Below are 24,497 nucleotides of genomic sequence, written 5' to 3'. Positions count from 1 at the left end.
TTCAGGGCGAGCGGGGAATCGAATACCGGTTTCAACGTCAGCCGATCAGGTCCGACGCTCGCTGCTTGAGGTCCGCCTTGATCACCTTTCCGGTCGACGATGCGGGCAGGGCATCGACGATGACGATTCGCGAAGGGCGTTTGTAGGCGGCCAATTCCGCCGTCGCATGCGTCAATAGTGCCGCTTCGTCGCTCTCGGCGCCCGATGCCAATTGGACGAAGGCGAAAATATCTTCCTCGCCGTCGCCGGCCGGCGCCGACACGACGGCGCTGAGCAGGACGTCGGGGTGGGCGTTGAGCACGGTCTCGATCTCGACCGGACTGACGTTGAAGCCGGAGCGGATGATGATGTCCTTGCTGCGGTCGACGATATGCAGATTGCCCTCGCTGTCGCAGCGCGCCAAATCGCCGGTGCGCAGCCATCCGTCGCCACTCAGCACCTCTTCGGTCGCCGCCGGATCGCGAAAATAGCCCAGCATGACATTGGGCCCACGTACCCAGAGCTCCCCGACCTCGCCGGCCGCGACAGCCTGACCGGTGGCGTCCATGACGCCAACCTCGAGCGCATCGAGGGGCCGGCCGGCGTTGAGGTTCGGTCCGGCGACCGGCGGTAGGCTGCGGGACACCGTCGCCGCCGTTTCGGTCAGGCCGTAGCCGATGACCGCCGTCTGGTCGAAGGCGGCCTCGATACGGACCTTGAGGTCGGGATCCACCGGCAAACCGCCGACCGTAAGCAATTGTAGCGCCGAAGATTGCAGCGAAAGCCCGTGCGACGCGGCATAGTCGAGAAGCCGCGCATACATCGCCGGCACGCCGTTGAGAACGGTGATCTCGCCGGCACCCAATCGGCCGGCCAGGTCGGCGGCAGAGAACCGAGGTGCGAGTATTCCGGTCGCGCCGGCGAATATGCAGCGCAGAAACGTCGATGCGAGCCCGAATATGTGGGACATCGGCAGGACGCAGTAGATGCGGTCGTCGGGCCCGACACGGGCCTTCATGCCACCGCCGGAGGCGACGAAGATCAGGCTGCGATGGCTCAGAATGACGCCTTTTGGGGTGCCCGTCGTGCCCGAGGTATAGAGCACGACAGCGGCCCGTGCGGCGGGATCCGATGCGACCGGTTCGGTGGCCGTGTCCCGTAGGCTACCGATCGCGACCGGGCCCAAGCCGGGCCAGGTCTCCGCCGTCGCACCGTGCCGTGTGGCGTGCGCCTTGGCTTCGTCCGAGACACCGGTGAAGTAGATCACGCGGCGCGGGTCGCTATGGCTATGGATTTGATCGATCTCGCGTGGTGTCAAACGCGCATTGACAATCATGGCCCAGGCGCCAAGCCGGCTGAGCGCGAACAGGATCGCCGCCGCGCCAATCGTATTCTCGACCAGCATCAAGACGCGGTCGCCGGGACGCACGCCGTGGGCAGCGAGTTTCGATTCCGCGGTCGCGATCAATGCGCTCAGCTCTCGATATGTGTAAGCGCGCGCGCCTTCGACGATGGCCACCGAATCGGGGGCTGCCCGGGCATGGCGCGACGGCAGGTCGTGCAACCAATGGGGCAGGCCGGCGAGATATTCATCTTGGCTTGGATTCATCGACAACAGCGTCCTTACGGGGGCGACACGCTCGGGATGATAATCGGGGCCGTGGCCGAAGTCCCGCCGGAACCGGCCAAGGATCTAGCGAATCCGCGTGCCCGCCACAGCAAAATCGTCGAGCAGCCCAGGCAGGTCACGGATGCTGTCGATCCGGTAGTCGGGTCTTATGTCGGTACGCTTCTCGTCGCCGTCGGTGAATTTTCCGGTCCGCACTTGGATCGCCCGCAAGCCCGCATGCTTGGCCCCGCCGATATCGGATTCGAGGTCGTCGCCGACCATGACGGCCTCGTCCACGCCGAGGTTCAATTCGCGCAGCGCCATCTCGAAAAAGGTCTTGGACGGCTTGCCGACCACCGTCGCGTCTTGGCCCGAGGCATATTCGAGCGCCGCGACAAAGGGTCCGAGATCGAGCGACAGGCCCTCCCCATCGCGTCGCGTATATCGGTTCTTGTGCAGGGCGATGAGCCGGGCACCGGCCTCGAGGAACCCGTAGGCACGATTGAGCAGGTCCCAGGTGAAGCCCTTGTAGAGGTCGCCCAGGATGACGGCCTGGGGGTGTTCATCGTCGAACTCGAAACCGGCGAAATCCTCGCCCAGCGATGGCGGGCAGGCCAAGTACAGGCGGCGCAGATCGTGAGCCGACAAGTATGCATGGGCGGCGATCGCCGGTGTAAAAAGATGCCTCGAATCGACGACCAGCCCCATGCCGGCCAAGCGCATGGCGATCGCTTGCCGCGGACGGGTCGTCGTGTTGGTGAGATAGCGCAATATATAACCGCTTGCGGCGAGGCCTCGCGCGACGTCGATCGCACCGGCGACGACCGCGTCGCCTTCGTACAACACGCCCTCGAGATCGAGAAGTACGCCGCGTACGGTCATTTTCCGGTCCCCGGTTCGGCTCCTGCGGTCGGACCCCGCCACGCCCAAAGGTGCATGACCTGATCACGGCCCCGGATCCGCTGCGGCGGCAGAGGCGAAAAGCCATCGAGAACGCGCTCGGAGGCATCGGCTGATTTCGCCGCCGCCATGACGGCTTCCGATATGACGATCGTCGCGTCGTGGGTGCGGGTCAATGACTCGAGTCGGCTGGCGACGTTGACGGTATCGCCGATGACCGTGAACGCGAACTGTTGCTCGCCGCCGAGATCGCCCATTACCACCGGTCCATAGTGAATGCCGATTCCGATTTCGACGAGCGGCTTGCCTTCCGCGGCCAATGACGCGCGCCAGTCGGCGATCTCTGACGCCAAGGCACGTGCACAGGTGATTGCGTTGACAGGGTCGTCGGGGCCAGGCTGCGGCACTCCGAAACAGGCCATGGCACCGTCACCGAGAAATTTGTCGACCGTGCCATTATTGGCGAAGACGGTCCGCTCGACGCGGCGCTGAAACCCGCGCAAAAGATTCATCGTTTCGGTCGGCGCCATCCTTTCGCTGAATTGCGTGGACCCGATGATGTCGACAAACATTACGGCTGCGACCTGCATGCGGTCGAACGCGAAGACCTCGTCCTGATCGGCCAAGGCATCGGCTACGGACGGCGAGAAATAACGCCGCAGGTTGCGCCGGTGGCGCTCGGCTTGTCGGCGTTGCCTCTCTTCGATGACGGCACGATAGAGCGCGGACCAAGTAAAATTGACGATCATCGCCCCGCTTGGAAAGACGAAGTTGAGCCACAAATGCCCCCATGCGAAGGCGAACAGATTGAGCCCGCTCCAACCTGCGAACAACGCCACGAACGCCACCGCGGAGACCCCAAAGGAGCCAACTCGGGCCACCGCCGCGGCCGCCAAGCCACCGATCACGATAGCCAGGAAATCCAAAGATACCGCCAAATCGTTTCGTATGAGGGTGCGGCCGTGGAGCAAATTGTCGACCACGGTGGCATAGTGTTCCGTGCCCGAAAGCATCTGGGTAAAGGGCGACGGCAGCGTGTCGCCGATGCCCAGCGCATGGCCACCAACGAGTACGACGCGATCCCGGAACACACCTTCGGGCAAACGTCCGCGGATCAGATCGACAAACGAATAGGTCGGAAACGTTCCCGTCGGCCCATAGTGGTTAACCGGCAGCCGCATATTGCCGTCGGTGGCAAAGAAGCGACCGCCGATTTCGATCCCCTCGCCGAATGCGGCGGCGACCTCGGACCGAGGCAGCCCCAGATACGCGCGAACGGCCTCAACCGGCAATGACGGGTACCATTCACCGCCATGACCGATTACCGGATGCTCGAAGCGAAGACTGCCGTCTGAGTCGAGGGCAATCGTTACGTGCGCGACAAAAGCGGCGGTGTCGATGATCGCGGCGGGTGGCACGAGAAATCCGACCGGCTTCAATGATTCGACGGGAGGCGCGCCGGGCGGCAATCGGTACCGTGCATAGGCGGCATCCGCGATCGCCTTGGGCGCTGCCATCTCGTTTGCGTCGACGGCGCTGAAGACGAAGGCATACGGGATCAACACGTTCCCCGCCTTCGCGATGGAATTCGCAAAATGGCGATCGGGTTCGTCGGCGCGCAGGATGCGGTCGAGCTCCATCGATACCGGTGATCCGAAGGCCTCCAGCTGTTCCCTGGCAGCCCGCAGAGCCGCATCGAGGACCGGCGACAATGCAGATTCGGGCTCCGAAAACAGAAGATCGAAGATGATCACGCGGGCGCCGGAGGCGGCCAATCTATCGACCGCCTCGGCCATATATTCGCGCGACAACGGCCATTGCCCGAGCTCGGCAACCGTCGTGTCATCGATCATCACGATCACCGTCTCGGGACCCGGCCGGATTGTGCCACGCAGCCGAAACCGAGTGTTGAGCGCCTCGCTTTCGAGATCGGCAAAGAGCGGTGCCTTGCCCAAAGTCATGTATGCCAACAACACCGCCAAGCTAACGGCCAGCGCGATAATGGCGTGTGTCAGCCGGGGCAACATGGCGGGCTAATTTTTCAGGGCAGTCTGGTCCGCGCGATAAACGAATCGACGCGTTTCCGTCCCCATGACTTGGGCTGCGTCGGCGACGCTCCCTGATCGACGTCGGTGCCCTCGCCTGGGCCGAGGACGACGGCACCAGCGCCTGCCGCCACCGCAACCCGACCGTCGAGAACGACCACCGCGCTGTGCCCGTCCTCGGCTTCGACCATGAAGTCGGTTGACCGCACCGAAGCCACAGCCGCCCGGGTCTCGACCTCGAACTCGGCCGACGGCAGGGCGGCCGCGACGGTGGCGCGGATAATCCCGCGTAGGAGAGATAGGATCGCGCCAAGGCGGTCGTCTCCGTCGACGGCATATTCGGCGACCACGAGTTCGCCGCCACCGCCGACTGCGACGATCGTCCCGTCGGCGAACTCCACCTTGACTCGACCGTCTTCGGCAGTACGAATTACGTCGGCACGATAGACCGAGGCACCGATCGCCAAGATCACCCGGTGACCGGCGCGCTCGCTTGTTGCGGCGCCGACCTGTTGCACGACCCAGCCGACACGCTTCACTTCAGCATCGGCGGGCGGCCCACCTAATGAGACGAAGGCGAGCACCGCCAGCGCCGAAATGGCCAATGCCCGAATCCTCGAGAGACGCCGGCCAGCCGGGTTCAGTCGATTCTTAGCCACGTGGTCCATGACTTCCCGAAAACCTCCTTGCTCGGTACGTCCGACAACCGCTGGATGCGACCTATCCGCATTGGCGCGATGGTTACGTACTATAATACACCTGCCGAGGAGTGCCGACCGGCAATCTCGACATCGGCACCGACCCCAACCGTCACACCAACGACCTGATCGCGATATAGGCGCCGAGCAGGAACAGCGCCCACAGGAACACGATTCGGAACCGGACTTCCGATACGCGATGGCGCACGCGTTGGCCGGCGATCATGCCGAGGATTGCGGGGGCGAGCGCAACGAGTGACAACAGGGCCAAATCGGCCGGCAGCATGTCATGCCGCCGCAACGACACGCCGAGCACCAGCGTGGCCAGCGCGAACCATACCCCCATGGCCTGCACCAACGCATGCCGCGACAGGCCGAGCGCCTGGAAATAGGGCACCGCGGGGATTACCGCCGATCCCGTAAGCCCAGTGACGAGACCCGAAACGGCACCGACGAGGGGGCCAAGCCAGCGTTCCGATCCGCCGGCCAGGTCGACGCGGGGCGCCGCCAGGCCATAGCCCGCATAGACGCAGAGCAGGAGTCCGAGAACACCGGACAGGATCGTGGCATCCCACTGCGCGAGCAGGATAACCGCCAGCCAAATCGCCGCCGCACCGGCACCCAATAAAGGCCACAACCGGCGCAGCACGACCTTGAAATCCGGGCCCACCACCCCCTGCCATACGTTGGTCAGGAAGGCCGGGATGACCATCAGCGCCATCGCCTCGGTCAGCCCGAACAACACGGTCAACAAGGCCAATGAAACGGTTGGCAGTCCGAAGCCCACGATTCCCTTGGCGAATCCGGCGAGGAGAAAAATCGCGCAGATGACGGCGAGCGTTTCAGGCGTCCACATTCCATCCAACCTCACGCGATGACCGCGATATGTCCAGCGGCGCTTCGCTTGCCGGGCGCCCAAACCGGCGCCGAGAAGCGCACCGCGAGGCCGCGACCCGCTAACTATTATTGCAAGCGGCGCGCGAATGCGCCTATGAAATCGGTAGTTGGCGGGGAACGCGGCGCGCATGAAGATCACGGACATCAAGACCTACGTCGTGGCGAATCCGCCACCCCATTTCGGCGGACCCTACTGGGTGTTCCTGAAACTTGGGACGGACAGCGGTATCGTCGGTTGGGGGGAGGTTTATGCGGTGCCGTTCGATCCGCACGTGGTCGCCGCCATGATCGAAGATGTATGCGCCCGCAAGGTGATCGGCGCCGACCCGTTTCGCATCGAACATTTGTGGCGCACGATCTATTCCGCCGGCTATACGCAACGCTCCGACCTCTCGGTCATGGGCATCCTGAGCGGCATCGAAATGGCGTGTTGGGATATCGTCGGCAAGGAGGTTGGGCGCCCGGCCTACGAACTCTTGGGCGGGCGGGTTCACGAGCGCTTGCGCAGCTATACCTATCTCTATCCGCGGGGCGGCGATAGGACCGACGTTTACCGCGACCCGGACCTCGCCGCGGAGCGTGCCGCCGAAGCCGTCGCACGGGGTTTCACCGCGGTCAAGTTCGATCCGGTGGGGCCCTATACCGCCTATGATCCGCGCCAGCTTTCCCTGGAATCGCTCGACCGCGCGGAACAATTCGCCAGCAAGATCCGTGATGCCGTCGGCGATCGGGCCGATCTCCTCTTTGGCACCCACGGCCAGATGACCCCATCGAGCGCGCTTCGCCTGGCGCGGCGATTGGAACCCTACGATCCACTGTGGCTCGAGGAGCCGGTGCCGCCGGAAAACCCCGAGGCGATGGCGGCAGTCGCGCGGCAAACGACGATCCCGATCGCCACCGGCGAACGGCTGGCATCGAAGTACGAATTCGCCCGGGTTCTCGAAAGCGGCGCGGCGTCGATCCTGCAGGTAAACCTGGGCCGTTGCGGCGGCCTCCTCGAAGCCAAGAAGATCGCCGGCATGGCCGAAGCTCACTACGCCCAGATCGCGCCCCATCTCTATTGCGGACCGGTGGTCGGTGCCGCCAATATCCAGATCGGCACCTGTAGCCCCAATTTCCTGATCCTCGAGGGCATCCAGGATTGGAGCGGATTCCACCGCGAGATCCTCAAGACCGGGGTGCGCTGGGAGGACGGCTACGTCATCCCCTCCGGCGCGCCCGGTCTCGGTGTCGAGCTCGACGAGGAGGTGGCCGCCGCGCATCCCTATTCCGGCGATGGGCTGCATCTCGAGACGGTCGAGCAGCCATTATGACGATGAGCGCCGGGAGCCACTCGTGCCACGCCACCGATCCGGGAGTACGCCGATGAAGGCCGCAATCTGCCGCGCCTTCGGTCAACCGCTGACCATCGAGGAAGTCGAGATCGCGCCGCCCGGTCCCGGCGAGGTCAAGGTCAAGCTGGCGGCCTGCGCGATCTGCCATTCGGACATTCATTACGCCGATGGCGCCTGGGGCGGCGACCTGCCGGCGGTTTACGGCCACGAGGCGGCCGGTGTCATCGACGTGGTCGGAGCCGGCGTCGACCGGGTCGAGGCCGGCGATCCGGTGATCGTCACCCTGCTCCGCGCCTGCGGCGCCTGTCCCGCCTGCGCCCAGGATGCGCCTTATCTCTGCGACGGCGACCTGGCCCTGGACGCCCGTTCGCCACTAACTGCGTCGAACGGCGAAGCCATCGATCAGGGAATGCAGACCGGCGCTTTCGCCGAATACGTCACCGTGGATCAGTCACAGATCGAGCCGGTGCCGGACGACATGCCACTCGACAGCGCCGCGCTCCTGGCCTGCGGCGTCATCACCGGCTTCGGCGCAGTGGTCAATACCGCGCGGGTACCCGCCGGCAGCTCGGTCGTCGTCATCGGCACCGGCGGGGTCGGCCTCAACGCCGTGCAGGGGGCGGCGCTGAGCGGGGGCGATCCCATCATCGCCATTGACCTCGCCGCCGACAAGCTGGTGGCGGCCATCGCCTTCGGCGCGAGCCACGCGATCGATGCCGCCAATCAAGACGCGGCTGCAAGAGTCCGCGAACTGACCCAAGGACGCGGTGCCGACTACGTCTTCGTCACCGTCGGCAGTAAGGCGGCCATGGAGCAAGGCCTCGGCCTGCTGCGCCGGGCCGGTACGCTGGTCGTCGTTGGCATGCCCGCCTCCGGCGTCAAGCTCGAGATCGAGGCGGCCGACTTCGCCTTTGACGGGCAGCGCATCCTCGGCAGCAATATGGGGTCGACGCGGCTGCGGACCGACATCCCGAAGCTGATCGCCCTCTACCGCGACGGCAGCCTCAAGCTCGACGAGCTGATATCGGGGCGCTATCGGTTGGACCAGATCAACGAGGCCATCGCCGCCGTCAAGCGCGGCGAAGCCCTGCGCAACGTGATCGAGTTTTGATATCCGACGAAAACGCCGCTGATCGAGGTCGCGAGCCGGTTGCAAGAGGGCGCCGCGCGGCGTATCAACCGCGTACGCAGGGAAAATGATCCGGACGGCCCGTCTGGCCGGGCGCGTCCGACGCCGATAGGAGGAGGAAAGCCGATGGTCTCCGAGATCCAGCACTATATCAATGGCGAGCGCGTCGCCGGCACCAGCGGGCGGACATCCCCCGTATTCAACCCGGCAACCGGCGAACAGATCGCCGAGGCGCCGCTGGCCAATGCCGCCGAGCTGCAGATCGCGGTCGACGCCGCCAAGGCGGCCTTCCCCGGCTGGGCCAAGACACCGCCCATCCAGCGTGCTCGGATGCTGTGGAAGTACAAGAACCTGCTCGAAGAAAACGCCGACCGGGTCGCCGAAGCGATCACCATCGAACATGGCAAGACGATCAGCGATTCCCACGGCGAGCTGATCCGCGGCATCGAAGTCGTCGAATTCGCCGTCGGCATTCCCCACCTTCTCAAGGGCGAGACCACCGAAAATGTCGGCACCGGCGTCGACAGCTATTCGATGCGCCAGCCATTGGGCGTGGTCGCCGGAATCACGCCGTTCAATTTTCCCTGCATGGTGCCGATGTGGATGTATCCGATGGCGCTCGCCTGCGGAAACACCTTCATCCTCAAGCCATCGGAGCGCGACCCCTCGACGGCTCTGATCCTGGCCGAGCTGCTCGAAGAGGCGGGCGTGCCGAAGGGCGTCTTCAACGTCGTCCAGGGCGACAAGGAAGCGGTCGACGGCATCCTCAACCACCCGGATATCAAAGCGGTCAGCTTCGTCGGCTCGACGCCGATCGCACGCTACATTTACCAGACCGGCTGCGGCAACGGAAAGCGGGTGCAGGCGCTGGGCGGCGCCAAGAACCACATGGTCGTCATGCCCGACGCCGACATGGAACAGGCGACCGATGCGCTGATCGGCGCCGGTTACGGCTCTGCCGGCGAGCGCTGCATGGCGATCTCGGTCGCCGTCGCGGTCGGTGACGCCGTCGCCGACGATCTGGTCGAACGGCTGGCGCCAAGGGTGCGGCAGCTCAAGATCGGACCCGGCATGGACCGCGACGTTGAAATGGGTCCGCTGGTCACCCGCCAGGCGCTCGACCGGGTCCGCGGCTATATCGATTCCGGCGTCTCTGAAGGCGCCGATCTCGTCGTCGACGGGCGTGATTTCACCATGCAGGGCTACGAGGATGGGTTCTTCATCGGCGGTTGCCTGTTCGACCGCGTGACCCCCGACATGAAGATCTACAAGGAAGAGATCTTCGGTCCGGTGCTGTCCGTGGTGCGCGCGCCCGATTACGACACCGCGGTCGGCCTGGTCAACGAGCACGAATTCGGCAACGGCACCGCGATCTTTACCCGTGACGGCGACGCCGCGCGCAATTTCGCCAGCAACATCCAGATCGGCATGGTCGGCATCAACGTGCCGATCCCGGTCCCGGTCGCCTATCACAGCTTCGGCGGCTGGAAGAACTCGCTGTTCGGCGACCACAACATGCACGGGCCCGAAGGGGTGCGCTTCTACACCAAGATGAAGACCATCACCTCACGCTGGCCGACCGGCATCCGCGCCGGCGCCGAATTCGTCATCCCGACCATGAAGTAGAGCACTATGTGTCCATGTAGAACCATTCTGCCGGAGGCATTTTTCGCCATGACCAGGAAAGCGCCGCTGAGCGTATCCGGCATACGGTCGAGGCGGTTGACGCCGTCATGGCGAAACAGGTCCCGGCCCGACAGGGTTGCGTTTGGGCGGGCGTCCGCGTCGTTGCCGTCCTCACCCGATGCTTCGGCATCGCTTTTCGGACGGCGCATCGCGGGCCGCCGCCCCCAAGCCGCAACAGAATTGCTTCTACATAGACACATAGCGCTCTAAGCACGCGATGGCGGATTACCCGCGCTTCGTCCACTTCCACGAAGAGGGCCCGCGCGAAGGTTTCCAGATGGAGCCGCGGGCCTATCCGCTGGCCGAGCGAGCAGCGTTGGTCGACGCCCTCGGCGAGACCGGTCTGCGGCGGATCCAGGTCGCCTCCTTCGTCAGCCCCAAGGCAGTCCCCAATATGGCCGACGCGGAGGATTTGTTCGCCGCCATCCAGCGCCGCGACGGGGTGCGCCACACCGCGCTGTGGCTCAACCGAAAGGGCTTCGAGCGCGCCGCCGCGGTGCCCCAGGTCGACCTCGACCCGCGGCTGCTGTTCTACACCACCGACGGCTTCAGCCGGCTCAACAACAATTGCACCGCGGTTGAGATGCGCGACGCCCAGGCCGACTGGCTCGATCTCTACCGGTCGCGCGGGCTGACCCTCGAATCGGCCTATATCATGACCGCCTTCGGCTGTAACTTCGACGGCGCGGTGCCGGTCGCCGCGGTCACCGAGCTGGCGCGCTGGGTTGGCGACCTATGCGCCGACCGCGGGGCCGAACTCCCGGTCCTGGTTCTCGCCGACACGGTCGGTTGGGCCAGCCCCGACGAAGTCAAACGGCGTGTCGGCGCGGTGCGCGAGACGCTCCCCGGGGCGCGGGTCGGGCTCCACCTCCACGACACCCGCGGCCTCGGCGCGGCCAACGTCCTGGCGGCACTGGAGGTTGGCGTCGATCTGTTCGAGAGCTCGGTGGCCGGCCTCGGCGGCTGTCCCTTCGCCGGTCACGGCAACGGCACGGCGGCCGGCAATATCTGCACCGAGGACATGGTCTTCCTGTGCCACGAACTGGGCATCGAGACCGGAATCGACCTCGATGCGCTGATCGAGGCGGCGCGCCTCGCCGAGCGCATCATCGGCCGCCCGCTTGCCGGGCGCCTGATGCGTAGCGGTTCGCTCTCCGCTTTTCGAGGTCGCTAGATTGGACGCGACCAAAATTTTCGATGATGGCGCCCATGGCCGGGCCAAGATCGGCTATGTCCTGCTCGCCACCGAGCAGACGATCGAGGACGATGTATACCGACTGCGGCCGGATGGCGTCGGCGTCCATTTCACGCGGGTATCGATCCCCGACAGCATTACCGTCGCCACCCTCGGCGATATCGGCGACAGCCTGGCCGAGGCGGCGGCACTGCTGCTGCCGGATGGGACCCTGGATGTGGTCGCCTATGCCTGCACCTCGGGCAGTGTCGTCCTCGGCGAGGACCGCACCTTTGCCGAGCTCAACCGCGGCGCGCCCAAGGCCAAGGCGACGTCGTTGATCACCGGGGTCGTGCGCGCCCTCAGGGCGGTCGGCGCGGAACGGATCGTCATCGGCACACCCTATCTCGACGAGATCAACCGGATCGAAGCCGAATATATGCGCCGATGCGGCTTCGACATCCTTGCCATCGACGGGCTCAACATCGAGCGCGACAGCGACATGGTGCGGGTCGCACCGAACTATATCGCTGAATTCGCCGCCGCCATCGACCGGCCCGACGCCGACGCCGTGTTCATCAGCTGCGGCGCCTTGCGCGCACTGCAAGTCGTCGACTCGATCGAAACAACCCTCGGCAAGCCGGTGATCGTCAGCAATCAGGCGATGATCTGGGACACCCTGCGCCTGGCCGGTATCGACGACAAGATCGACGGCTACGGCCGGCTGTTCCGCGATCATTAGTGCATTCTATGGCCTAGTTCAGCTTGGCGACCCCGAGCGGCACATTGTATTGCTCGCACCAGATCCACACTTCGTCATAGCCGGCGACGTCGGTCGCGGCCGGAATCGTATAATCCTGCTGGCCGCTGTTTGCGTTGAGATGGGAAAATTTGCTCGCCGAATCGTAGCCGTTCTTGCCAAATCCGAGTTTCGGATCGGGCGCGCCGTCGAAGACGAAATCCTCGCCGAGCACGACCGTATAGCCCGACCCGGACTTGTGGACCGCGACGCTTCCCGAAGCCGCATGGCCGCTCTGACCGACGAACGTTCCCGACGCCACGGCCGCGCCGTCGGCGGCCTGGGCAGTGGATGCCGCCACCGCGGCGAGCAGCAGCGCTGTCGAAATCAACGCGCCCTGAATAGCCTTCTTCACCATCACCGGAATCCCCTTTCGCTTGGGCCGTTTGGCACCCGGCGGGGTTGCGGGGCGGATAATGGCCTGCTCGGAAAGATGATCGCGACCGGTGCCGCGATCCAATCACATTACCGATGCCGCCGGTCACGAGCCCTTGATGACCCATACCTTCGGTCTATCGATTCGCTGCCCTCCGCCTTGCGACCCGGCGGCGCTCAAGCCGGCCATAACGCTTCCAAGTTGAGCAACACGGTGCCATGTATAGCCGCGCCGCCGGTTCCGAAAATCCACGAGCCAGCAACCGATCGCACTGGGACCGGCAGGCTTCGGAATCCGACGAGATGGGAATGACCGAGATTTCCAAATCCTCACTCGCCGCGACGTTCGTGCGGATGGCCAAATTCGGCGCCGTCGGGGTCGCCAACACGGCGATCGACGTCGGCGTCTTTTCGGCCCTCTACCTTGGCGCCGGCACGCCGGTCTTGTGGGCCAACACGATCGGCTATTGCAGCGGCACCGTGAACAGCTTTCTGATGAACAAGTATTGGACCTTCGGCGATTCGAGGTCCGCCGGCCGCATCAGTCGGCAATTTCCGAAGTTCCTCGTCTTCAATCTGGCCGGGCTTGGCATATCCAATCTCGTCCTGTGGGCGCTTCAGGAAACGATGCATGTGTTCGCGGCCAAGGGCGTGGCGCTGATCGCGACCTTCCTGTGGAACTATTGGACCAGCCGGCGGTTCGTCTATGGGGCGCGGTAGCGGCTAGTCGTCGGTGCCGGATGGGCCGGCTGACGGCGGCGTTTCATCACCCAGCTTGAAATTCTCGAACAAGGCGCGGCCGATAAATTCCGCCGCCAAACGCTGTCCATAAGACGTCAGATGGACGAAATCCCACCAGATGATGCCGCTGTCACGAACCGATGGATGAGCCAAGTAACCGTTCAGGTCGACCAACGCGACATCGATGGAGGCGGCAGTTTCCCGCATCGTCTCGTGATTGCTCCTTATCGACTCATTTTGCTCAATACTATTGGCCTCGAGGACGAACAGTGTTTGGGCGCCAATGTCCCGGCCCATTTCGACGATTTCGGCCAAGTTTCCGGCGAACGCGTTGCCGCGGTCGTTGCTCGACAGATTGGCGACGACGATATCGGGCCGGAAAAGGAAGAGGTGGCTTCGGTAACGGTCCAACAATGGGCCAGAACGCGTGCCTTTTCGGGCACCGTTGACCACGGCGATACTATGTTTCGGGCCAAGCTGCTGCGAAAGAATCCGCTGCAACGTCGGCGCGATCCTTGCGTCCGTCGCTTTGGCGCCCTCCCCCCACGTCTGCGACGACCCGAGCACCAGAATTCGGATGGCGGAATCGAGGGGTTTGCGGTCGAGGTAGACCTCTATGGCTTCGCGATCGTCCTCGATCGGGTCGATTTCCTGCCCGCCGGTCGGCCCGCGCACCACTCTTAGCCAACTCGTCGCGCCTTCGTCCGAAGGATTGGCCCCGAGGAACTGAACCACTTGTTCGGGCCGGTGGGACACCAGGTCGTCATTCTCAAAATCGACGAATGGCAGTTGCGTGAACAGGTACTGGCGCGCCGCCTCGAACCGCAATTTGTTCGCGGGTATCTCAGCAAAGTCCGGGTTGTATTCGTAGTAGTAATTTTCCGAATAATGGTAGTAATCGAACAGGAAATAGAACAGGAATACGATGACAAGAAACACTTCGATGAGGATTATTGAAAAAAGCGCCGGCTTGCCATCGCGCCCCGGTCGGCGCGACGCTAGATAGATCGCGGCGGCGATCAAGAATGTGGCCGCAAATACCAAGGGCAGGGTCGTCCAGAGCCCGCGACGATTCCGAAAGTCTTCCGCGATGATGAGGGTGCCGTCGTCCGCCACCACTGCGATTTCGTCAACCAGCGCCGTGTGGCGACCTGATCTCAATCCGACGAGCTGCTGGTCGAGGGACGATTCTTCGATTTCGCCAATCGCCTCATCGTTGACGGAAACATGAAGCGTGCCGTCTTTGAAGAGCAGGTCCAGCTCGTGCCAGCCGCCATCGATTGGAAATGACTCGAGCGGCAGCGTCTCGATGAATCCGCCCTCGTCCGCCGCCCTGAAGAACAGGTTCGGAAAAAGCGGATTGCGACTGATCCGGATGCCCGAATAACCGGCGGCGTTCTTGTTGAAGATCGCGATTAAATAGGCCTCGGAACCCAGCGAAAAGTGCGCGCGCAACGATCCCAACGCAACAATCCGGTCAAGCAGGGTTTCCTGAAACCCGTGCCACTCATTCAAATTGAGGCGGTTCCGTCGCAGGAGGTTGCGTGTCTCGAAACTCTCCGCGCTCCCCATGAGGTCTCCCGGCACCAGGAGCTTGGACAGGACCCATTCCGGATGATGGACCGGCGTATTGCGGGAATAGAGCACCGTCTCGGTCACCACCACCGCAAGCAGCAGGGACAATGTCGCGAGAATGACGAGGGGTATAAACGGCGAGGGTCTCAAAGGAGGACACTTTGGCTGGCGAAGTGGTTAATTGCCGTACAACATCGAACCCGTGGCCGCAACCGGAGTATCTGACACCGCCATAGGGGTGAGTCGGCGTTGGATTCCTCGCGGAACCCGAAACGGCAGGCACCGAATCGAATCATGGATCTGCGGTGCGACAGGCCAAGACAACCGAACGACGTCGGACGGCCGCTTGCTCGGCTATGGGCGCAGTAGCATCTAGTCGCCCGTGCCCGATGGGGCGGCCGACGGCGGCGTTTCATCACCCAGCTTGAAATTCTCGAGCACGGCATGGCCGATAAATTCGGCCGCCAAACGCTGTCCGTAGGAGGTCATATGAATGCGGTCCCACCAAATGATTCCGGTGTCGTAGACCTCGGGATCGTTCATAATACCATGTAGATCAGCCACCGGAACATCGTTGGCGGATGCGACGTTTCGCATTATTTCATGTCTTACGCTCAGTCGATCGCCAGCCTCGCTGCTGTTGGCCTCGAGCACGAACAGCGTCTCGGCGCCGATGTTCCGGCCGAACTCGACCATCTCCGTCAGCTTTTCCGCGAACCCTTCGGTGGCGTCGTTGTTGGACAAATTGACGATGACGATATCGGGCCGGAACAGGTGGAGATGGCTTCGGTAGCGATCCAACAGGGGACCGGAACGAGAGCCCCATCTGCTCGCGTTGATGATGGCAACCTCGTGGTCGGGGCCAAGCTGACCCGACAGAGCCCGCTGCAGCATCGGTGCCATCCGCTCATTCCTCGCGCCACCACCAACGCCCCAAGTCTGCGATGTTCCGAGTAAGAGAATTCGGGTCGAGATATCGAGAGGCTTCCGGCCGAGATAGGCCTCGACGCCTTCTTGACTATCATCGATCGGATCGAGTTCCTGCCGGCCGACCGGCCCCCGCGCCACTTTGAGCCAACTATGCGATTCATTGTCATCCGGGTCGGCCTCCAGGAATTGGATTAGACGTCCGGGCCAACGAGACAGCAGGTCGCGTTTCTCGAGATCGACAAACGGGAGTTCCGTGAAAATGTACTGCCGCGCCACCTCCAACTGCGTGGTGCTCTCCGGAATCACTTTCCAGTCGGGGTTCTTCCTGACGTAGTAGAATTCCGAGTAGTGGTAATAGTCGAACAGAAAATAGAGCAGGAACACGACCGTGAGGAATGCCTCGATCAAGATCAAAGAATACAGTGTCGGCTTCCCATCACGGCCCCGTCGACGTGAGGCCACGTAGATCGCGGTGACGGTCAAGAATGCCGCCGCAAAAAGCGCGAACAGGGTGGCCCAGTAACCTCGGTCGTTGCGAAAGTCTTCGGCGATGAGGAGAGTCCCGTCGGCGGCTCTGACCTCGACATTGTCGATCGAGGCCAAATGAAGACCCGACCTAAGCCCGACGACCTGCTCGCCGCGGGAAGTTACCGCAATCTCGCCGATAACCTCGTCGTTCACGGAAACCTGAAGCCTGCCGCTATCGAAACGCAGATCGAGATCGTGCCACCCGTCATGGATCTGGATGTCGCCGAGGGGCAACGTCTCGATGAATTCGCCTTTGTCCGACGCGCGAAAAAATAGGTTTGGAAACAGCGGATTGCGGCTGACCCGCACGCCCGCATAGCCGGCAGCATCTTTGTTGAAAATCGCGGTCAGGTAGCCCCCGGCTCCCAGCATGAAGCGGGCGTGGAGTGAGCCTAGCGCAGTGACCTTGTCGAGCAGGATTTCCTGAAACCCGTGCCACTCATTCAGCCTGAGGCGGTTCCTGTGTAAGACGTTGCGCGTTGTGACGGATTCCCAGTCGCCCATCAACGGACCCGATACCAGTGTCTTGGACAGGACCCATTCCGGATGATGGGCCGGCGTATTGCGGGAATAGAGCACCGTCTCGGTCGCCACCACCGCCAGCAGCAATGACAAGAGCGCGAGAATCACAAGGGGTGTGAACAACGGAACTCTCACGGGGCACCAATTCGGCCGTTGCAATTGGAAGTCGCCTTACAAGAAAGGATACGCGGCCACAACCCGGCGCCAGCCGAACGCCGGTTATTCGGTAGCCTGCGCAGGCGTCTAGTTCCCTGCATCTGGCGGTGCAGGGGCCGATGCACTGGTTTCACGCAAATCGAAATTCTCGACAATGGCGCGGCCGATGAACTCCGCCGCGAGACGCTGTCCGTAGGATGTCATGTGAACACGATCCCACCAGATCACGCCGCTGTCGTAGATGGACGGCTGTGACATATAGCCGTGGAGGTCGATCACGGGAATGTCGTTGGCGGCCGCGACCGCTCTCATCATGCCGTGCTTGGTTCCCAGGAAATTGCCGACTTCGGTGGTATTGGCCTCGAGAACGAACACGGTCTCGGTGCTAATGTCCCGGCCGACTTGAGCCATCTCCGTCAGGTCTTCCGCGAACCCATCCGCACTACCATTGTTGGATAGGTTGACGACGACCACGTCGGGCTGGAAGAGGCGGGCATGGCTCTTGTAGCGGTCCAACAGGGGGCCCGAACGAGACCCCCATTTGCTCGCGTTGATGACACTGACCCCATGTTCCGGGCCAAGCTGCTGCGATAGAAAGCGCTGCAGCGTCGGCGCCATCCTTTCATCCGCGGCGTTGGCCCCAACACCCCAGGTCTGCGAGGTGCCGAGCAGGAGGATTCGGAGCGACGCACCGAGCGGATTACGGCCGAGATAGGAATCTACCCCCTCTCGGCTGTCCTCGATAAAGTCAACCTCCTGCCGGTCGGGCGGCCCGCGGAATACCGTCAACCAGCTTTTCTTGCCGACGTCCGAGAGGTCGATTCCGAGGAACTCGATCACGCGTTCGGGCCAATAGGATCGCAGGCCGTCGCCTTCGAAATCGGCAAAGGGAAACTCGGTGAACACATAACGGCGCATGGCCTCGACGGTCAGAGCCTCGTTGGTCGTCGCAACCCACTCCGCCATCGTCTTGAAATGATATTTTTTCGAATAGGCGTAGTAGTCGAACAAGAAATAGAGCAGAAACGAAATTGCCAGGACCGCCTCGACCATGATCAACGAAAAGAGCGCCGGCTTGCCGTCGCCGCCCCGCCGACGGGACGCAAGGTAGATTGCGGCGGCGACCAGAAACAGGAATGCAAAAAGCGACACCAGAGTCGTCCAGAACCCACGACGGTTGCGAAAATCGTCCGCGATGATTTGCGATCCATCGGCAGCGGCCACCTCGATGTCGTCGATGACAGCCTTGCGCCGGCCCGACCGCAATCCGATGACTTGTTCATCCTGGGACGGTTCCTCTATCCGGCCGATACGTAGGTCATCGACGGAGACCTCGAGCATGCCGCCTTCGAAACGCAGGTGCAGTTCGTGCCAACCGTTATCGACGGCCACGTCCTCCAGTGCCTCGGATACCAGAAATTCACCCGTGTCCGTGGCCCGAAAGAACAGGTTCGGAAAAAGCGGATTGCGGCTCACTCGAACGCCCGAATAACCGGCAGCGTTCTTGTTGAAGATCGCGATCAGATAGCCGTCGGGACCCAGTTTGAATCGCGCCCGCAGTTCTCCCAATGCGAAGATTCGATCGAGCAGCACCTCATGGTAGCCATGCCACTCGTGCAGATTGAGCCGGTTGTTGCGCAGGAGGTTGCGCGTCTCGAACGCCTCCGCGCCGCCCATGACCCCCGACGGTACCAACCGCTTGGACAAAATCCATTCCGGATGATTGGCCGGCGTAGCGCGGGAATAGAGCACCGTTTCCGTCACCACCACCGCCAGCAGCAGGGACAAGACCGCAAGGATCACGAGAGGCGTAAGAGGCGAAGCTTTCAAGGAGGGACACTTCGATAATCGGCAGCCAACGACGCCGCACAATAAATCGAACGCACCCGCGACCCAAGCCCCAAGTGGCGTCGGAACCGGCAGGAAAACGGGTCTCGGCCATCCCCCGGCCGTTCCGGATATCCGTTTCATCCGTGCGCCTCTTCGGCGACGTAGATCGGGATATTCCCGATTTTGGATTTTCATCTGCTGTCGGATCGGCACCGACCGCGCACGGACTATTTGCAACGCCTGGCATGGGGCACATAAAATGAATGCTCATACCTGCCCCAATGCCTCGGACGGTGGAGGTCGAAGTCGAGCGCGGCAACACCGCACGCTTCCATCGAGTCGTCGAAAGGCATGTCGGGTGCGATCAAATACTCGTTTCCATGCGTCGTGTAGAACGCGGTTGAATTCGTCACGACGGCGACACCGCAGCGTCAACCGACGCGGTTGCGCCCGTGCCGCCTGAGACGCCGACACTGTTACCGGGCGTGAGGGGCGTCGCGACCGGGTCCACCAATCCCGCCGCCTCGCGATGCCCGGCTTGCGACGCGCGGTCGTTCATCGATTTCTACACACAGGCCACGGTGCCCGTCGATTCCTGCCGCCTCGTCGAAAGCCGCGAGGCGGGAATCGGCTTTCCCGGCGGACGCCTGGACCTAGCGGTCTGCGAGCGTTGCGGCTTCATCTGGAACCGCTCCTTCGAACCAGCCGCCCAGGACTACGCCGCCGTGTTCGAGGAGACCCAATGGCACTCCTCCCGCTTCCGGGCATTCGGCCACGCCCTGGCGCGGCGCCTCATCGAGCGTCACGGCCTGCGCCACACCTGTGTGCTTGAGATCGGCTGCGGGCCCGGGCATTTCCTCAAGCTGATCTGTGAGATGGGCGGCAACCGCGGCACCGGCCTGGATCCCCATTTCGCAGAGGATCCGGGGCCGAACGCGATCGATGGGTCGAACGTCCAATTCCTAAGGGAGTATTTCTCGCCGGCGCACGCCCCCCTGGTCGAGGCCTTGGTTGCGTGCCGACACACACTCGAACACGTCCAGCCGGTCGGTGATCTATTGCGGCTGATTCGGACGACCATCGGCGACCTCTATCTCGGTTTCGACGATCAATATGCGTTGATCGAAGGCCGCGCATCCGAAGGCACGCCATCCCCCAGCCGATTTCCGGTAGAGGAGACCGTCGACCAAATGCTGGCGGCGGTCGGGCAATTCTCCGCCGCCGTCGAGCAACGGACCGCCTATTGGCGGGATTTCTTCATCGCGGCCGGGACGAGAGGCGAGCGGGTGGTGTTGTGGGGCAGCGCGCCGCAGGCCGTGGCCTTTTCGTTGGCGCTGGGAATTTCGGATCAGGTCGACTGCATCGTCAACATCAACCCCGCCCAGCACGGCAAGTTCGCCGTCGGCACCGGCCAGGGGATCGTCGCTCCCGCCGTCCTGAAGACCCTGCGCCCGGACACGATCGTCGTGATGAACGCGATCTACCGCGACGAGGTCCGCCGATCGCTCGATGACCTCGGCGTGGCGGCCAAGATCGTGGCCGTCTGACGCCGACGGGCCGCCGTCGTCTACCACGTGATCGGGTATTTCGCTCCGCCGGCTGCGGTGTAGACGCCCCAGTAATGCTCGAATGCTCCAGGCCCGGTCGGTTTCCGGTCCTCGTCGTACATCTCGAAGACGAAACACGAGATGGGTCCGAAGTGGCGCGGCGTCGGCTGCGGGTCCCCGCAGTGGTTGATCAGGTTCTGATTGAAGGTCCCGGCGTTGGCGGCGGTCGCGTTGACGTCGCCGGCAGTCGGCCAGCCGCATTCGCCGACGACGACCTCGAGATCGTCGAAGCCGATCCGGCCCAAAGCAATGGTGAGGGCGTCATAGGACGCGGCGAAGATGTTCTTGTAGACGAGGTCGCCGTCATGCACCCAGTGGTCCGGCCCTGCCGTGAACAGGCAGTAATCGAGGGGGATTTGATCCCTGTTGTTCAGCCAGTCGAGGTAGGGATAGATGTTGATCAGGAACGCGGAGCCGGTCGAACGCAGCACCGTGCAGACCTGTGTAATGATGGCGGTGAGATCGCCTTTCAGGACGCCCTGCGACGGCGGGTACGACTGCCCCATGATGGCGTAGTTGAAGGGCACGGTGACCTTGACGTCGAGCCGGGCCGCCTCGAGGGCCTTGGCCAGATTGGTGACCGCGGGAACCAAGGCCTGCGTGTACTTGCCCTTGTGCCACGCCCCCAACGGCTCGTTGCCGACGCAGATGGCGGCGACGATGTCGGCATAGGGCTGTGTGGCCTTGATCACCGGCGCCGTGTCGCCTTTGGCCAGTGCGGCGAGGCCGTCGTTTGGGACCGCGGTCAACACGCGCAGCCCAGAGGCCCTGGCAGCGTCGAGGAATTCGGTCTGGGTATAATTGAACATCTTCACGGTTTTGACGCCGACGGAAGCGATCTGCTTGGCGGCCCTGACCGGATCGATCGGGGTCGACTGGAAGCTGTTGCTGAAATTGACACCGACGGTGCCGAAGTCGGGATTTGGGGCCATGGGCGGTCTCCTCATGATTTGCCGTTCGCCCCGGCGGCGGTGGCACGGTCAATGCGACCCCGAGTACGGCTGCCGCGGCCAATGCGGCACGGGGCGACGGCAGATTACCCCGTCGGCACCGTCGTCGGAGACCCGGACCGGTGCCGATGCCCACCCTATCATCCGCGACCGCCGGCGGCCAGCGGCCGTGGCGACAGGCAGGTGCCGACCGACGGCTCGGAGAGCCAGGGAACAAAACGCTGGAGGGAAAGTTCGGCGTCCCCTGCGGGAACCGATGGAGCCAATCGAAAACTCGATTGACTCAGAGGCTTGACCGGACCGGGCCGGTTTCAGGTGATGAGAGATGCACCGACTGGGCGGTTCCGCAGAAAGGTGATGTCAAATTGAACGCAGGCGGCATCGTCGCAGACCTCCAGGTCTGATCGAGGATGTCGGAGTTCCGGCCAATATCGGACGTTCGTGGGTAAGCCGCCGAAAGTCAGCCTGGACCCACAAGAGACATCGAGGGTCATGAGTTATTGTCCAACTGGGCGATCGATATAGATCCCAAAGTCTTAGGCGTCACTGTCTACTGCACTTTCAGAATCAACTTCCCGCGTACGTTGCCCGCTTCGCTTTCGATTTGGGCCTTGGCGGCATCCTCGATGGCCATGCTCTTGATCTCGGGCAGCTTGATCGCTCCCCGCACCAACATGGCCGTCAGCTCGCTTAACCGCTTTACATTAGAAACCGTAAAGACAAACTCGGAGTGGATCCCGAATTTCTCATCCACCGATGGATCCGGCTGACTGACCAGAAGCGCCATGCGCCCGCCTTTGCGAAGCGTTTCGTAGCCTCGGGCAAGTGTTTCGCCGCCGATCATATCGACGACCAAATCGAGCCCTTGCGGAAAGTGCTCGCGCGCAATTTGGACAAAGTCCTGTGACTCGAAGTCGACCACGTAATCGGCTCCCAGATTGAGGACGTAGTCGAGGTCACCGGCGCGCGCGGTCGTGAGCACCGTGGCACCCCGCTGCTTTGCGAGTTGAATCGCGAGACTGCCAACGCCACCTGCGCCGGCCTGTATCAGCACCGATTGGCCCGCGGCGAGGCCGCCAAAGTCGATCAAGCTTTGGTCGGCGGTGAGCGCACCGGTTGGGATAGCCGCCGCAGCTTCGAATGACAGGTCGTCGGGGATATGGCAGGCGGCCTCGGCCGGCACCAGCGTGACCTCGGCGTAGGTGCCGTGGCGCATTGTGCTGCCGAGATTCATGCCATTCACGCGGTCGCCCGCGGCAAACCCGCTAACGCCCCTGCCGACGGCCTGTACGGTGCCCGAGTAATCGAACCCGGCCACGATCGGGAATTGATGCCCGAAAATCTTAGTGTAGGCCCCGCTGCGCGCCTTCCAATCAATGGGATTTACACCCGCACAATGAACATCGATCAGAAGATGCCCATCCTCCAGATCCGGCGCGGGCAGGGTCGCGACCCGGAGAACTTCAGGGCCGCCGAACTCCTCGAAAAACACCGCCTTCATTCAGTCCCCCTCCCATTCCCTTGATTGAACTGACCTCACCCAAACGAGATCGCCGTCCGACATCTACCGGATGCTACCTCTCACTGTTCCAAAAGAAATAGTGCCACGATCGATGGCGAACATTGCGCTAGATCAAAGGTTCACCGAGCGCACAATGGGGACGTTCTCCGACATCGTGCCTTGTCGGCAAATGCTTCAGGCTATTGCTTCCCAGCCGAAAAAGGAACAAGATCGATGTGAGAACGAGAGCCATATGGAAAATGTCGGCTGAGGACCATTAGTTTATGTCAATTAATCTTAAGCGCTCATTGACAATAGCAGCAGTAGCCACTGCGCTCATGAGCTCGGGAGCCGCCGCGGCCGATGTGAGAGTCGGTTTTCTTGGCGGGTTCACCGGCCCGCTCCAAAGCCTGACACCAGGGATTTACAAGGGCGCAAAGCTAGCTGCCAAGCACGTCAATGATCAGGGCGGCGTACTCGATGGTCAGGAAATCGCCATGCCCAACGGTGATACGACCTGCGCGGATACCACCGCTGCGGTAAACGCCGCCAACGATCTTGTGAACACCGAAAAGGTCGTTGCCGTTGTCGGAGCAATGTGTTCGAGCGCGACGATTGCAATGGCTAATAGTGTTACGATTCCCGCTGGCGTCACAGTGGTGTCACCGGCGTCAACAGCTCCAGCAATCACATCGCTCGATGACAACGATCTGGTGTTCCGCACCACGCCTTCCGATGTGTATCAGGGCGGCGCCATGGCCCGCCTGTTGATGTCGAAGGGGATCGATAATATTGCTATCACCTATGTCAACAACGACTACGGTAAGGGCTTTGCCGATGCGCTTTCCGATGCCTTCAAGGCAGCCGGTGGCAAGGTGGCGGCGAACGAGGCACACGAGGAGGGCAGGGCGGACTACCGTGCCGAGATCGGCTCACTGGCCGCTTCGGATGCCGATACGCTGGTTGTGCTGGCCTACGCGAACGGCTCCGGCCAGACTATTATTCGCCAGGCGCTGGAAAGGGGTGATTTTGACCGGTTTGTTGGTGGCGACGGGATGGTCAGCAACACACTTATCCACGCAATCGGTAGCGATAAATTGAGAGGCATGATTGCGACCAAGCCGGGCGAACCCGATACGACAGGCGCGAGAGTATTCAACGAGCTCGCGTGGGGTGCCGATCTGAACCCGACGGCACCGTTTGTTGGTCAGTCCTATGACGCCGCTTTCCTGTTGGCGCTGGCGATCGAGAAGAACGGCAGTGCAGAGCGCGCCAGGCTTGCCGAGGCCTTGCGCGCCGTGGCAACGGCACCGGGTGAGGTCATCCTGCCGGGTGAATGGAAGAAAGCTAAAGCCCTGCTCAAGGCGGGAAAGGAGATCAACTATGAGGGCGCGACCGGCAGTCACGAGTTTGACAAGGCTGGCGATGTGTCCGGCGTGATCGTCGAAATGGGCGTATACGTAAGAGAAGGCTCTTTCAGGGAATTTGGTCAGGTAAGGTGAATCAAGTGATGTCTCGAAATAAATGGCCCG

General features: G+C 62.6%; 20 protein-coding genes. 8 read left to right on the top strand and 12 right to left on the bottom strand.

Annotated elements, in window-relative coordinates; genetic code table 11:
• Window positions 1–37 precede the first annotated feature (37 nt).
• From GY791_05225 to GY791_05205, 5 genes are all read right to left on the bottom strand, one after another.
• Window positions 38–1,588 (bottom strand): acyl--CoA ligase, encoded by a 1,551-nt coding sequence (locus tag GY791_05225; protein MCP4327822.1) that lies wholly within the window; start codon window positions 1,586–1,588, stop codon window positions 38–40.
• Window positions 1,589–1,672: 84 nt separating this feature from the next.
• Window positions 1,673–2,470: a TIGR01458 family HAD-type hydrolase gene (locus GY791_05220; protein ID MCP4327821.1), complete on the bottom strand. Its 798-nt coding sequence runs from the start codon at window positions 2,468–2,470 to the stop codon at window positions 1,673–1,675.
• Window positions 2,467–4,515: an adenylate/guanylate cyclase domain-containing protein gene (locus tag GY791_05215; protein MCP4327820.1), complete on the bottom strand. Its 2,049-nt coding sequence runs from the start codon at window positions 4,513–4,515 to the stop codon at window positions 2,467–2,469. The genes GY791_05220 and GY791_05215 overlap by 4 nt, the downstream gene beginning before the upstream one ends.
• Before the next feature lie 14 nt (window positions 4,516–4,529).
• Entirely contained in the window at window positions 4,530–5,138 is a 609-nt protein-coding gene (locus tag GY791_05210) for a FecR domain-containing protein (protein ID MCP4327819.1), read from the bottom strand.
• 205 nt (window positions 5,139–5,343) lie between these two features.
• On the bottom strand, window positions 5,344–6,087 hold the full coding sequence (locus GY791_05205; GenBank protein ID MCP4327818.1) for a sulfite exporter TauE/SafE family protein: 744 nt from the start codon (window positions 6,085–6,087) through the stop codon (window positions 5,344–5,346).
• 169 nt (window positions 6,088–6,256) lie between these two features.
• On the opposite strand from GY791_05205, the gene GY791_05200 reads away from it, so the two are divergent.
• The 3 genes from GY791_05200 (at window position 6,257) to GY791_05190 (ending at window position 10,217) form a co-directional block, all read left to right on the top strand.
• The gene (locus tag GY791_05200; GenBank protein MCP4327817.1) at window positions 6,257–7,441 is read left to right on the top strand and encodes a mandelate racemase/muconate lactonizing enzyme family protein; all 1,185 of its coding nucleotides are present in this window, start codon (window positions 6,257–6,259) and stop codon (window positions 7,439–7,441) included.
• A 52-nt stretch (window positions 7,442–7,493) separates the two neighbouring features.
• Window positions 7,494–8,573: a Zn-dependent alcohol dehydrogenase gene (locus GY791_05195; GenBank protein ID MCP4327816.1), complete on the top strand. Its 1,080-nt coding sequence runs from the start codon at window positions 7,494–7,496 to the stop codon at window positions 8,571–8,573.
• A gap of 144 nt (window positions 8,574–8,717) precedes the next feature.
• Window positions 8,718–10,217, top strand: coding sequence for a CoA-acylating methylmalonate-semialdehyde dehydrogenase (locus tag GY791_05190; GenBank protein ID MCP4327815.1), 1,500 nt, complete (start codon window positions 8,718–8,720; stop codon window positions 10,215–10,217).
• Here GY791_05190 and GY791_05185 read toward each other — a convergent pair.
• The gene (locus GY791_05185) at window positions 10,133–10,426 is read right to left on the bottom strand and encodes a hypothetical protein (GenBank protein MCP4327814.1); all 294 of its coding nucleotides are present in this window, start codon (window positions 10,424–10,426) and stop codon (window positions 10,133–10,135) included. The genes GY791_05190 and GY791_05185 overlap by 85 nt on opposite strands.
• Window positions 10,427–10,494: 68 nt before the next feature.
• Between GY791_05185 and GY791_05180 the strand changes: the two genes are divergently transcribed.
• On the top strand, window positions 10,495–11,451 hold the full coding sequence (locus GY791_05180) for a hydroxymethylglutaryl-CoA lyase (GenBank protein ID MCP4327813.1): 957 nt from the start codon (window positions 10,495–10,497) through the stop codon (window positions 11,449–11,451).
• 16 nt (window positions 11,452–11,467) lie between these two features.
• Window positions 11,468–12,193 carry an arylmalonate decarboxylase gene (locus tag GY791_05175; protein ID MCP4327812.1) on the top strand — a complete coding sequence of 242 codons (726 nt, stop codon included), beginning with the start codon at window positions 11,468–11,470 and terminating at the stop codon, window positions 12,191–12,193.
• 13 nt (window positions 12,194–12,206) lie between these two features.
• On the opposite strand, the gene GY791_05170 is transcribed toward GY791_05175, so the two are convergent.
• Window positions 12,207–12,608 (bottom strand): DM13 domain-containing protein, encoded by a 402-nt coding sequence (locus tag GY791_05170; protein MCP4327811.1) that lies wholly within the window; start codon window positions 12,606–12,608, stop codon window positions 12,207–12,209.
• A gap of 326 nt (window positions 12,609–12,934) precedes the next feature.
• Between GY791_05170 and GY791_05165 the strand changes: the two genes are divergently transcribed.
• Window positions 12,935–13,345, top strand: coding sequence for a GtrA family protein (locus GY791_05165; protein ID MCP4327810.1), 411 nt, complete (start codon window positions 12,935–12,937; stop codon window positions 13,343–13,345).
• A 3-nt stretch (window positions 13,346–13,348) separates the two neighbouring features.
• Here GY791_05165 and GY791_05160 read toward each other — a convergent pair whose 3' ends face one another.
• From GY791_05160 to GY791_05150, 3 genes are all read right to left on the bottom strand, one after another.
• Window positions 13,349–15,091: an SGNH/GDSL hydrolase family protein gene (locus GY791_05160; GenBank protein MCP4327809.1), complete on the bottom strand. Its 1,743-nt coding sequence runs from the start codon at window positions 15,089–15,091 to the stop codon at window positions 13,349–13,351.
• Between the two features lie 222 nt (window positions 15,092–15,313).
• Complete coding sequence (locus GY791_05155) at window positions 15,314–17,044, bottom strand: SGNH/GDSL hydrolase family protein (GenBank protein ID MCP4327808.1); 1,731 nt, start codon at window positions 17,042–17,044, stop codon at window positions 15,314–15,316.
• 120 nt (window positions 17,045–17,164) lie between these two features.
• Window positions 17,165–18,907: an SGNH/GDSL hydrolase family protein gene (locus tag GY791_05150; GenBank protein MCP4327807.1), complete on the bottom strand. Its 1,743-nt coding sequence runs from the start codon at window positions 18,905–18,907 to the stop codon at window positions 17,165–17,167.
• A 452-nt stretch (window positions 18,908–19,359) separates the two neighbouring features.
• Here GY791_05150 and GY791_05145 point away from each other — a divergent pair, with 452 nt between their 5' ends.
• Window positions 19,360–20,454: a hypothetical protein gene (locus GY791_05145; GenBank protein ID MCP4327806.1), complete on the top strand. Its 1,095-nt coding sequence runs from the start codon at window positions 19,360–19,362 to the stop codon at window positions 20,452–20,454.
• A 20-nt stretch (window positions 20,455–20,474) separates the two neighbouring features.
• On the opposite strand, the gene GY791_05140 is transcribed toward GY791_05145, so the two are convergent.
• Together GY791_05140 and GY791_05135 are read right to left on the bottom strand one after the other, a co-directional pair.
• Window positions 20,475–21,446 carry a hypothetical protein gene (locus GY791_05140; GenBank protein ID MCP4327805.1) on the bottom strand — a complete coding sequence of 324 codons (972 nt, stop codon included), beginning with the start codon at window positions 21,444–21,446 and terminating at the stop codon, window positions 20,475–20,477.
• 568 nt (window positions 21,447–22,014) lie between these two features.
• Window positions 22,015–22,965, bottom strand: a complete 951-nt coding sequence (locus GY791_05135; GenBank protein MCP4327804.1) for an NADP-dependent oxidoreductase — start codon at window positions 22,963–22,965, stop codon at window positions 22,015–22,017.
• A gap of 284 nt (window positions 22,966–23,249) precedes the next feature.
• Here GY791_05135 and GY791_05130 point away from each other — a divergent pair, with 284 nt between their 5' ends.
• Window positions 23,250–24,467 carry an ABC transporter substrate-binding protein gene (locus GY791_05130; GenBank protein ID MCP4327803.1) on the top strand — a complete coding sequence of 406 codons (1,218 nt, stop codon included), beginning with the start codon at window positions 23,250–23,252 and terminating at the stop codon, window positions 24,465–24,467.
• Window positions 24,468–24,497 lie beyond the last annotated feature (30 nt).

It is taken from the genome of Alphaproteobacteria bacterium (assembly GCA_024244705.1).
In the GTDB taxonomy this organism is placed as follows: Bacteria; Pseudomonadota; Alphaproteobacteria; order JAAEOK01; family JAAEOK01; genus JAAEOK01.
This window is presented reverse-complemented; position numbering and strand designations above follow the sequence as displayed.

Excerpts from the sequence above, each read along its gene's own strand:
- GY791_05140 (MCP4327805.1), bottom strand. The coding sequence starts at position 21,446 with ATGGCCCCAAATCCCGACTTCGGCACCGTCGGTGTCAATTTCAGCAAC.
- GY791_05135 (MCP4327804.1), bottom strand. The coding sequence starts at position 22,965 with ATGAAGGCGGTGTTTTTCGAGGAGTTCGGCGGCCCTGAAGTTCTCCGG.
- GY791_05170 (MCP4327811.1), bottom strand. The coding sequence starts at position 12,608 with ATGGTGAAGAAGGCTATTCAGGGCGCGTTGATTTCGACAGCGCTGCTG.
- GY791_05185 (MCP4327814.1), bottom strand. The coding sequence starts at position 10,426 with ATGCGCCGTCCGAAAAGCGATGCCGAAGCATCGGGTGAGGACGGCAAC.
- GY791_05165 (MCP4327810.1), top strand. The coding sequence starts at position 12,935 with ATGACCGAGATTTCCAAATCCTCACTCGCCGCGACGTTCGTGCGGATG.
- GY791_05220 (MCP4327821.1), bottom strand. The coding sequence starts at position 2,470 with ATGACCGTACGCGGCGTACTTCTCGATCTCGAGGGCGTGTTGTACGAA.
- GY791_05205 (MCP4327818.1), bottom strand. The coding sequence starts at position 6,087 with ATGTGGACGCCTGAAACGCTCGCCGTCATCTGCGCGATTTTTCTCCTC.
- GY791_05190 (MCP4327815.1), top strand. The coding sequence starts at position 8,718 with ATGGTCTCCGAGATCCAGCACTATATCAATGGCGAGCGCGTCGCCGGC.
- GY791_05130 (MCP4327803.1), top strand. The coding sequence starts at position 23,250 with ATGTCAATTAATCTTAAGCGCTCATTGACAATAGCAGCAGTAGCCACT.
- GY791_05215 (MCP4327820.1), bottom strand. The coding sequence starts at position 4,515 with ATGTTGCCCCGGCTGACACACGCCATTATCGCGCTGGCCGTTAGCTTG.
- GY791_05180 (MCP4327813.1), top strand. The coding sequence starts at position 10,495 with ATGGCGGATTACCCGCGCTTCGTCCACTTCCACGAAGAGGGCCCGCGC.
- GY791_05195 (MCP4327816.1), top strand. The coding sequence starts at position 7,494 with ATGAAGGCCGCAATCTGCCGCGCCTTCGGTCAACCGCTGACCATCGAG.
- GY791_05225 (MCP4327822.1), bottom strand. The coding sequence starts at position 1,588 with ATGAATCCAAGCCAAGATGAATATCTCGCCGGCCTGCCCCATTGGTTG.
- GY791_05200 (MCP4327817.1), top strand. The coding sequence starts at position 6,257 with ATGAAGATCACGGACATCAAGACCTACGTCGTGGCGAATCCGCCACCC.